At 39.9% G+C, this 9,989-nt stretch carries 9 protein-coding genes; 6 read left to right on the plus strand and 3 right to left on the minus strand.

The window, feature by feature from the left end; translation table 11 throughout:
- Positions 1 to 64: 64 nt before the first annotated feature.
- The 4 genes from F6J94_RS23665 (at position 65) to F6J94_RS23680 (ending at position 5,211) form a co-directional block, all read left to right on the plus strand.
- Positions 65 to 2,158, plus strand: coding sequence for a 3'-5' exonuclease (locus F6J94_RS23665; RefSeq protein WP_293044668.1), 2,094 nt, complete (start codon positions 65 to 67; stop codon positions 2,156 to 2,158).
- Positions 2,155 to 3,480, plus strand: coding sequence for a hypothetical protein (locus tag F6J94_RS23670; RefSeq protein WP_293044670.1), 1,326 nt, complete (start codon positions 2,155 to 2,157; stop codon positions 3,478 to 3,480). Before F6J94_RS23665 ends, F6J94_RS23670 begins: the two co-directional genes overlap by 4 nt.
- A 123-nt stretch (positions 3,481 to 3,603) precedes the next feature.
- Entirely contained in the window at positions 3,604 to 4,881 is a 1,278-nt protein-coding gene (locus F6J94_RS23675; protein WP_293044672.1) for an RNA-directed DNA polymerase, read from the plus strand.
- Positions 4,882 to 4,887: 6 nt separating this feature from the next.
- Entirely contained in the window at positions 4,888 to 5,211 is a 324-nt protein-coding gene (locus F6J94_RS23680) for a hypothetical protein (protein ID WP_293044674.1), read from the plus strand.
- 244 nt (positions 5,212 to 5,455) lie between these two features.
- Here the strand turns inward: F6J94_RS23680 and F6J94_RS23685 are convergent, their stop codons facing one another.
- Positions 5,456 to 5,587, minus strand: a complete 132-nt coding sequence (locus tag F6J94_RS23685) for a hypothetical protein (protein WP_293044676.1) — start codon at positions 5,585 to 5,587, stop codon at positions 5,456 to 5,458.
- A gap of 156 nt (positions 5,588 to 5,743) precedes the next feature.
- Between F6J94_RS23685 and F6J94_RS23690 the strand changes: the two genes are divergently transcribed.
- Entirely contained in the window at positions 5,744 to 5,986 is a 243-nt protein-coding gene (locus F6J94_RS23690) for a hypothetical protein (RefSeq protein ID WP_293044678.1), read from the plus strand.
- A gap of 499 nt (positions 5,987 to 6,485) precedes the next feature.
- A complete protein-coding gene (locus F6J94_RS23695; RefSeq protein WP_293044680.1) occupies positions 6,486 to 6,878 on the plus strand; it encodes an SCO5389 family protein in 393 nt (130 codons plus the stop codon).
- Between the two features lie 361 nt (positions 6,879 to 7,239).
- On the opposite strand, the gene F6J94_RS23700 is transcribed toward F6J94_RS23695, so the two are convergent.
- Complete coding sequence (locus F6J94_RS23700) at positions 7,240 to 7,416, minus strand: type II toxin-antitoxin system HicB family antitoxin (RefSeq protein ID WP_293044682.1); 177 nt, start codon at positions 7,414 to 7,416, stop codon at positions 7,240 to 7,242.
- Between the two features lie 92 nt (positions 7,417 to 7,508).
- Positions 7,509 to 9,230: an SLBB domain-containing protein gene (locus tag F6J94_RS23705; RefSeq protein ID WP_293044684.1), complete on the minus strand. Its 1,722-nt coding sequence runs from the start codon at positions 9,228 to 9,230 to the stop codon at positions 7,509 to 7,511.
- Positions 9,231 to 9,989 lie beyond the last annotated feature (759 nt).

Below are 9,989 nucleotides of genomic sequence, written 5' to 3' on the forward strand. Positions count from 1 at the left end.
CTATCTCTGGTTCATGGTGTACCATTAGACGAACATAAAATATCAGATCCGCAAAGTCTAAGGCATGACGCTATTGAAAGATAGAGATGCCCAGCAGTTGTTTTCTAGCTTAGTTAAGTGCAAAATTAAGGCTGAAAACTGTCAATTATCTCTAGATAATCTGGTTGAAAATCTATATGCCCCATTAGGTAATAACTACGCTCAACGTGCTGCTCAGTATCAAACTATCCTTCAAAAGCGTCATGCCTTAGACTTTGCGGATCTGATATTTTATGTTCGTCTAATGGTACACCATGAACCAGAGATTAGCCAACGTTGGGCAGATAAGTTTGATTTTGTTCAAGTTGACGAAGTTCAAGACACCCATCTGTCAGAGTATGGTATTGTCAAGCACTTGGCTGCCAACAGTGGTAATTTAGGGATGATTGGAGATTTAGATCAGACTATTTATGAATGGCGAGGCTCTGAACCAGAGAAGGTAGTTAAACAATTTTATCATGATTTCAATCCTACAACTTATTCTTTAACCTGGAACTATCGAGCAACAAAAACCCTGCTTAATGCTGCTTCTGGATTTGCAGATTCCTTTGAAAATCGACAAACCAACATTACACCAGCCCCTGAGTGTAAAGATGGTGAGTTGATTCAAGTCCATTTAGCAAATAATGAGTGGAAAGAAGCAGAGTGGATTGGTGAACAAATCCAGCAACTAGCAAGTAAGCAAAAGGATTTTTTTTATAGTCGAGTAGCAGTTCTTGCTCGTAACCGTAAACGCACAGAGATTATCAGTCAGATATTGGAGTGCATGGGTATTCCTTGTATTACAGTTGAGCGATTCCAATTTTTCATGCGACAGGAAGTCAAAGATGCTCTTGCTTACCTACGTCTGATTATAAATCCTTTTGATGCAGGGGCAATGCGTCGGATGTTGCTACGTCCAAGTCGTGGAATCGGTGATGGGACGATTAAAGCTGTTATTGAAGAAGGCAAAAATTGCGGCTTTAGTTTAACTGACATGGTATCAAGCCGCACATTTACAGATGGAGATCCTTTTAGTGAACTTTTAAGCGCCTATTCATCTGGAGTCGTAACAGTTTTTGACGTGGAAACAACAGGGTTTTCAGTGAGTCAAGATCAAGTGGTGGAAATTGCAGCAATTCGTCTAGTTGATGGGAAACCACAGGCTAGATTTCACGCTTACATTACTAATACCGTCAGCGTTGGTGACTCGGAAAGAATACACGGACATAGCGATCGCTTCTTGGCAGAAAATGGTAGAAATGCTAAGGATGTATTTGGTGAATTCTTCAAGTTTATCGGGGATTCTCTGCTAGTTGGACACAATGTGGGCTTTGATATTAAGATGGTGGCAGCTCAAGCTCAAAAAGCTGGTGTTAGTTATCCAAAAAAGCTGCAATGGGAGGACACCCTAGAACTAGCCAATCGTTTCATTGAATCTGAACGCTACAGTTTAGAAGTTTTGGCAGAGCATCTCAATCTTACCCACCTACCTAGCCATAAGGCAATGGATGATGTGGAAACCACGATTGATTTGTTGGCGCTACTCATACCTTTGGTGGAACTAAGAGCGGATTATCGTCAAGCTTTAGTGTACCGTTATGGTGAGCTATTTGAAGGACTTGCTGAACAGGTAGAGCACTGGCGCGATGTCAGCCAATCATTAAGACCTTCAGATTTGCTGGATAAAATATTGGTAGAATCTGGACTATACAATTATTATCAGTCTCAAAAAAAACGCCTGCAAAATATCCACAATCTTTTACGGTTTTTCCAAGCACAGGACGATCTAAATTTGCACCCTGATACAGCTTTACGTAGCCTTCTTGAATTTACCGCTCTTGCTAAAAACTTAGATCGAGTTTCTCAAGACAATAATCAAGTTCCAATTATCACAGTTCATCAATCCAAAGGTTTAGAGTTTGACAGTATTTTCATTGCCGGTGCTGTTCAAGATGAATTTCCTAATTATTTTAGTGTTCGCGATAATAATCTTGAAGAAGAAAGACGGTTGTTTTATGTGGCTATGACTAGGGCAAAACAGAGGTTATTTATATCAGCTTATTCCCAAGATGCTACCGGTTTTTCCAAAAAAATTAGTAACTTTATTAATCAAATACCAAAGGAGTGCATTCAGTGACTGAACAACCACCTACATATCGCCATTTTCATCCTATTGTTGCCGATGCTTACACTGCTGTACATAAGTGGCTAGAAGTCACTGTTAAAGATGCTCATGGCTACAAAGATTTACAATACGAGGATATAAAAAAGAACCTTAAAAAAACTGATTGGATAGATATTGCTTCCCAATATTATGCTTTTTTTCATACACATTATTTCAAAGCAGCACATACATTAGAGTCCATTATTGGAACAGAACAAATTATAACTTGGCTAAGACATAGACAAAAAGTCTGTGTCTTAGATGTGGGTTGTGGTGCTGGTGCTGGTTCCGCAGCATTTTTAGAAACAGTGATTAAACTAAAAGGCGATCTCACCAATGAAGTAAATATCCTTTTTATTGGAATCGATCCAAGCCTTCGAGCTATTGGTCTTTATATGAAGATGATGGAAAATCTAAAATCATCTTGTTCTGATCTAGTCAATATAGAATTTAAATATATAGATAAGGGTTTTCCTGATGCTACAGCTAAAATAGAAAGATTTCTAAAGAGTGAACTGTCATCATCTGAACTACCCTGTTTTTCCAATGTTTTAGTAATGCAGTTAAATGTTATTTATCCCTTCAGTCAAACCTACAGAACTCATCAAGAAGATTATGATGAACTAAAGTCTTTAGGTATTGATATTGACGGAGGCTCTACAGAGGATAACTTAGGTCTTGGAACTTCTGAAGCCCTAGCTTACAAACACTTGATAGAAACTGTGCCAATTGATGTGATGCACCTTGTCACTGTTGGAACTAAAAATATGGAATATCAAGTGAAATTGGGCACAAATAGTCAAGTAACTTTGGCTGAAAGAATTAAGGAAATGATTAGAACCCTACATCAAATTGTAGGTAATCGGCATACTATTTATAAAATTAGTTCAGATAATCATATTGTTTATTTTGAAAATCCAGAAAACTGCTATTGGAGAGATAGAGACAGAAAAAGATATCATAAAAGATATCATACGGATTTTTATGCTGATTTTCAGACAATATCTAGTGCAGATCGAGCAGAAGATAAAGATTGGAATGAAGTTATAAGTCTTGATAATCTCAACTTAGCCTGGGCCAGGGCACGTCACAATCTATTATCGGAGTCTTTATATGATGAGACTGAAGTGCGTCTTTTTGAAAAAAATTTATATCAAAATATTTCAAAATTACAAGAACAATTATGTGCTTATGCTAGTGATGTTATCTCATCATTAGTAGATCAAACCATCTCTTATAAATTTCCTAAGAATGTGGAAAAGACTCGTCCAAGAGGACTGTCACGAATTGAATAAGAAATTTTATCCGTCGCCATTATTCATAAATTAGGTGACAAGTCATCTCAACTAAGAGGTAGGAGCTACGCCTACAGAATCTCTGGTAAACAACGAGATACAGAATATCTTTATGAGTATTATTTGACAGCTTATCGTAATTACCTTAACAAAGCACGTGATAGTGCTAAAAACTATCCTAATGGGGCAATTTTAAGAGTAGACATTGAATCATTTTATACAAAAATTCTTCAAGATAAGCTTTGTGATGAACTTTATACGGAATTAACAGAAAGCGAACGGGTACGTTGGCTGATTAGGTTATTACTTTCTAAAACTATTGATGAACATGAATTAGGTCAGGGGATTACTCAGGGAAATATTGGATCGGGCTTTTATGCAAATATTTATTTAACTTCAGTGGATGCCAAATTTGGCAGTGGTAATGAATGGGGAGTTGAACTACATCGTTATGTAGATGATATGATTTTCGTCATTCCCAATCTAAAAGATATGGATACAATTGAAAATACTGTCAAAGATGAGTTACAAAAACTAGGACTAAATCTCAACGAAAACAAAACAGAGAGAATATACGAGGTTTCTTCGTTTTTAGAGCAATCTGATCAAGATCAACATCTAGATGAATTGAGCGATCGCTTTGATTGTGTGGTCAACCCTCTGTGGATAATGAATTTAGAACACCGCGATATTTTTAAGAGTTACTTTCACAAGGATGAACTATGGTGGGATCATATTCATCATTATCAACAATGCCTAAGAGAGATCAAAATTTATATAAATGATACAGATCTAAGTCACAAAATATATAAGTATTTGTATAATGACAAAAGCCGTGAGCGAGACTTGGCAAAACAGAAAGACGTTTTTGGATTAGAAGGAGAATTAAAGTATACACAACCGCCAGATGATGAATCTTTTAAGGCAATTCGTCAGTGGTCTGCTTCTTTTCTTACTTCTAATAATGTTTGGAGTGAAAATAGAGATAATTTGCGTAAAGACCTAGTAAAATTATTCGAGGATAGGTGGCAAGAACTGTGCGAGTTAAATGGTAGTCATCCAAATCAGACACGGAAATTGGAGAGAGATATTCGTTTTGCCCTCTATAGGCTTTCTATTTTAGGACTTGAGGATATACTTAGCACCTTAATGGATATTTTGCGCCAAGCTTTTTGGATTATTCGCAATCCCATCAATGTGCTGGAGAATCTAGCCAAGCAAGGCTATCTAGCTGAAATCAGAAGCTTACTGACACATTATCAAAAGCTTGATCAGCCTGTTGAGTATCTAAAAGCAGTTACAATCAGAGCAATGCGCTTCCTGCCAAATATCGATGCTCAAGAATGGGAATTGATTGTTAAATTTGGTACTAGTTTAGAGAGTTCAGTTAGTTTTACATAAAAGCTGATGGCAACTGAAACCTGGTTATATCTAGGGCACAAATATAATAACTTTAAACAAAACGATCATATTAAAGCAGTAAAGAATGCTCTTGACTCTGAACCACCAGAAAGATTACAGAAAAACTATCTATTGATTTTGGGACAGTTTGAACCTAAAGCTGTTGAACAGTTCCAGGTTAATAGAAATGATGCTATGCTCGTTACTGCCAGAAATCTTGCTCTTGAAGGTAATCCATCTGACATATTTGATTTACCAGAGCCTAAAATCATTCGACAAAAGTACTACAGTGGACAAGCACCAAATGATAGTGATCAAGAAGCGTATTAAGGAACTGTAGCCTAGACAGGTAGAGAAAACTAGCAAAAGTCATACTCTATCATCGGTTTACCATCTTCTCTTTGTACCCTATGTCTGGCAAACATGGGTAGAACCTTCAGCTTTCTCGGCAAATTCTAACCCCCTAGCCAAACACTAAGCTAAAATAGCAGGTAAACCCTTGTCAATCATCCCAGCACAGGTACTTTGATAGTCGTACTCCACGATAGTCGTACTCCACTAGCGGCAAGATTACCTAGTTTGTGTCACTATCATAGATAACATAAGTAGGATTAGCTGATCTGTGGTGGGCTTCTGCCACCGAAGCTACATTAAAAATGCCCTGGAGGGAAGCATTTAGAATCTGGCTACTCCGTTTACGAAGCATTATCAATCCGTCTGGTTACAGAGCAGCATTAATTTGCGTATATGTAAGGTTAGGAACTTTTTTCATAGAACTAAGGTTCGGACAATAATGCCTTATAGAGCGCAAGCTTCTCAACTTCAATAAAAATTCAAAACTTTAATACTAAGAATCTGACCTATGCAAATTACCATCGACCTACCTCCAGATCTCGAAGAAGACCTCATTCGCCAAGCAGTTCAATCAAATGTCCCAATCCAAACCCTCGTTCTGCAAGCGTTACGCCAGCTAATCCAAAGGGCACCTAGCTCTATTTCCCAGTGGTCTGATGTCGTATTGTCTTATGAAGGAATTCCTGATTTCCCGGCTTTCGAGTCCTATCGTGATCAACTCCTGCCACCTCGTGAACCGGAATTATTCTGATGGGATACCTTCTCGATACTTGCGTGATCAGCGACTTCATTAAAGGTGAAGCTGGTTTACAGACCGAAAACTGGCGGCAGCTATAAACCTGCTGGAGTGGAAGAGCTGGAGTTTTTGATCGAGTTTCACTGAGATTTTCCCTAAGTAGCGGAGAGTTTGGCTGCATTGCAAGTCGGTTTAGTGGCGCGTCATATTTTTGCTACTAGGATGCTGTGCGATCGCATAAGCGCGGAAGCTGAGGCCTTTGGCCACGCTTCGCGAACGCTTCATCGCGTAGCGTAGCCCTTCGGGCTAATCGCATTCTCCCAACACTGACCAAGCCCACTCGCATAGCATAGTACGTCTCTAATCGTCTGCATCGTAATATTTCTTTACTAAAAATGATTATTATGAACAATAAAAATCATTATCACGATAGACTGTTCCCTGGGAGGTTCAGCCAACTAAGTGTAAACCTCTGATAACTATTTTGTTTATTAGGGATATAAAGGAAAAGCCAATGTCACTGAACATTACTCCAGAGCTTTTGAAGCAAGCACAGGAGGGTGAGGTTAATCAAGAAGCTTTTATTGAGAGCATCAGGCAATCGTTACCTTATGCCTTTGGAATTGTGGAAGACCTGGCCAAGCGATTGGCACAGGGTGAAGCGGAATGGGTAGAGCATTCGGTCCCACCACCAACTGAGCAAGATCGAGCCCAGCTATTGCGGATGATCGGTGGGGATGCGATTCGTGGTGCAGTCGAACGTTATTTTGGGATCAAGTTAGCCTTTCAAAACTGCCACAAAACCGCTATATTTCGTCCAGAAGCCTTAGAATCACCCGCTTATCAGGACTTTATTTCTATCCGTAGTCAAATTCTGAACCAGACACCAGAACTGATCGATTGTTAAAACGGGGCCAGAGGCTCTAGCTACTAGAGCCTCTGGTTAAAATAGATATTATTAAATACTAACCTCGCAAGTCACAGAACCGATACTTTTTAGCTACCAAAGTCTACCAAGATAAACTTTAGCCCGCCAATGCAAGCTGATTGCTCAGCCAGGGGGTATCTCCCAAAGCACAGTGAGGCGAGGGATTGCTCGCCTCACTGTGCGCCGTTAAATTTCTAGAACCAGATCCAATGTCACTACAAAACCCTTGGTTTTCGGGAAATTTTAATTAAGACAAGGTCGTGGCACTAATATCATAGTTAAATTATAGCAAATTACTTGAGGCTTTGGCAACCTTTGTGATACTTTTACCTACTGTCCATTAACCTTCCGGCAGCTCAAGGGGGGCAGGTTCAAGGTAGAGCTCAATAGCCTCACGAATATTTTCTATTGCTTCTACTTTAGTTTCACCACAGGAAGTACAACCAGGAAGTTCGGGGCACCAAGCTGCCCAGTCTCCGTTAACTAGATCAGGCTCCAGAATGACTCTCCATTTCATCAGACTTATCTCTAAACTCAGTATTAAAATTGGTAAGCACTAAGCATTCAGCTTATTTGCTGAATGCTTAATACTGATCGCTGACAGCTAAACTAGAATAGAAGATTAAATAATCTAATTGGTAATTCAATTAGGGAGAAAATACCACTAGCAGGTCTCGAAATCCTTTCGACATTGTCCGCAGTTGTTGCTGCACCATCCCGTTTAACAATAATCACATCATTAGGCTGCAAGGTCGGATTAGTTTCCTCGTTAACTGGAGCAGTAAAATCGATTTCAATTTCTCTTTTTTCAACTGTGCCATTGCGATTCAGGCGAACTAATTCAACAGAACCCTTTTCAGCACGAACGTCATCAAATCCCCCAGCGGCAAGCAAGGCTTCATTCAAAGGAGCATTGGGCTTGACTTCGATATTACCAGGTTGTTTAACTTGACCAACCACATTGACCGGGATAGCAGCAGCAGAAAGGTTGGAATCTGCTAATGCCAATGCTACCTCTGGAGCAATTTCGTCAGCTTTGGTGACAAGAATTGTATCTCCCTCCTTTAAGAGGATATCCTGAGTTAGGTCACCCTGTCGCAACAATTGCCAAAAATCCAAGGCAATTTCTTGTTGTGTACCCCCTTGGGTCAAACGTCGCACTTTAACCTGGCGAACATTAGCGTCTTGGGTAATGCCTCCAGCGATCGCGATCGCTTGGGTTACAGTTGGTGGTGCATTGGTGCTACGGATATCAGCACTACCGATGTTAATGTTATTATTACCCAGAGTTTCTCCCTTGACCACATAAGCTCCTGGGTTAACCACTTCCCCTACCACAGCCACTTGAATGGGACGGCTGGCATTAGCTGCAAAACTGGCATTGGACAATAGACGGGTTTGCTCTGGGTTGATAGCAGTAGTAGTTCGGAGCAAGATTTCATCCCCATCCCGCAAGGTAACATCCTGCCTGATATCACTTCTATTAATCAATTGCTGGAGATTGATATAATAAGTATTGCGCTGCCCAGAGCCTTCAAGACGCCGAAGTTCTACTTGCTTAACGTCTGCTGTTAGGGTAGCCCCCCCAGCCAAATTAATCGCTTGAGTCAGGGAGGGAAATTGCTGTCCTTCATTCAGACCCATGGTGTAGGCTCCAGGGCGACTCACTTCCCCAGCCACGGAAATTTTTAAAGGACGGGGTTTCACCAGACTCAAGGAAACTACTGGGCGTTTGATGTAAACTGAAAAGGCACTGGTGACGAGTTCGCTAGCTTGATCGAGAGTTTTTCCCCTTACAAATACACTACCAATCAAGGGTAAGTTAAGGGAACCGTTCACCAGTACTTGATACTGACCACTGTATTCATCAACATCAAAGATATTCAGGGTAAGAACATCTCCAGCATCAAGGGTATAAGCTCTGTCTGGTGGTAAAGAGTTACGCACAGGGGGTGTGGCTGCTGATACCGTGTTACTCTGATTCACCTTAATGAAGTCAGCAATGGATGGTGGAGCTGGTGCCTCGCTCGGGGATGGTGGAGCTGGTACCTGGCTCGGGGATGTTGAAGCTGGTACCTTGATTGAAGGAATTTGAGCTAGGGTAGGTGTAGGTAGGGTAATAGCGGAAACCACCAGTAAGCTTACACCCACAACTGGTCTAGTCAATCGTGGTGTAATACTGTGATTCTTAGCAATTTCGCTTAATATCTCTTGGGGTCTTTTTTTCCCTAGGTTAACTGTATTGATCATAAACATATTGACTCTTGCTAGATAAAGACACACTAAATTGTGCATAAAATCCGGAATATGTTGTGACTCAAGCCACCTCACCAATGTGTTTAGGGTTGTTTAGGCTTCGTTGACGCTTTCTTTGGCCTGTCATTTGTAATTGGTTATTGGTTATTGGTGAGCTTGATCTGGTCTAGGGTTTCATCCCTTCATCGGCAAGCTATAGGTAAAGCGCACTCACTACTATGACGTCTCTGATTGTGGTTGGGATTTGATAACAATTGACAACTGACAATTGGTGAACACATAGATTAGCCTGGTAGAGCAACATTGTTAAAGAGCCGTTATCGGTTTGTTCTACTTAGAGGATACTCGTAGCTGGAAAGTTCCCTATCTGAGCAACTGCTGCTATAAGTTATTAGTCATACTTAATTCTTAATACCCACATAATAGCACTGACACCAATCTGTTACCCTTTGCCAACTCTAAGTCAGCAGGTTATACTTGACTAGTAGTTTGCTATTCATCAAGACAGAAGGGGGTCTTATTTTTTTTTTGACGATTTAAAATAGAACAAAAGTTATTTAATAACACAATAGATTTAGCTGCAGTTGTCGTGAACAGGTAACAGGTACTAATACTTGATTAAAACAGCATCAAGAAAATATTTTTTCAACAAGAGTTATTATTAAAATAATAATTATAAGTTATGCTATAATAGTTTTCTTTACCTAGGTAATCAACTAAATCCTATCTATATTTAGAGCTGGCCTCGCGTTTAGATATTGCCAACACTAACCTTAATCTTTCACTCATAATCTCCCTATTTATATCTATCCCTATTTATCCATACGGAGGTTA

It is taken from the genome of Moorena sp. SIO1F2 (assembly GCF_010672755.1).
Classification (GTDB): domain Bacteria; phylum Cyanobacteriota; class Cyanobacteriia; order Cyanobacteriales; family Coleofasciculaceae; genus Moorena.